We start from the raw sequence: 451 nt of genomic DNA on the forward strand, positions 1-451 counted from the left end.
CGGGGGAGTGGCGGGTGGATGTGGGGGAGCGGGGGTCGTTGGAGGGGTTGTGTCTGGTGCCGGTCGCCGAGGGTGTGGCGGGGGGTGTGCTGGGTGTGGGTGAGGTGCGGGTGGCGGTGCGGGCTGCCGGGTTGAATTTCCGGGATGTTCTGAATGTGTTGGGGATGTATCCGGGTGAGGTGGCGGTGGGGGGTGAGGCCGCTGGTGTGGTGGTGGGTGTGGGTCCTGGGGTGAGCCGGTTCGTGGTGGGGGACCGGGTGTGTGGGTTGTTCGGTGGGGCGATGGGGACGGTCGCCGTGTCGGACGAGCGGTTGTTGGTGGGGGTTCCGCAGGGGTGGTCGTTCGCGCAGGCGGCGGGTGTGCCGATCGTGTTCGCGACGGCGTTCTACGGGTTGGTGGACTTGGGTGGGGTGGGGTCGGGTGAGCGGGTTCTCGTTCATGCGGCGGCGGG

1 protein-coding gene is annotated in these 451 nt (G+C 69.8%); it reads left to right on the plus strand.

Features of this window, described 5'->3' with window-relative positions; translation table 11 throughout:
- Positions 1-56: 56 nt before the first annotated feature.
- On the plus strand, positions 57-451 hold a 395-nt coding region (locus Q0994_RS33945), incomplete at its 3' end, for an alcohol dehydrogenase catalytic domain-containing protein (RefSeq protein WP_299542593.1).

Source organism: uncultured Streptomyces sp. (genome assembly GCF_947488945.1).
Lineage (GTDB): Bacteria > Actinomycetota > Actinomycetes > Streptomycetales > Streptomycetaceae > Streptomyces.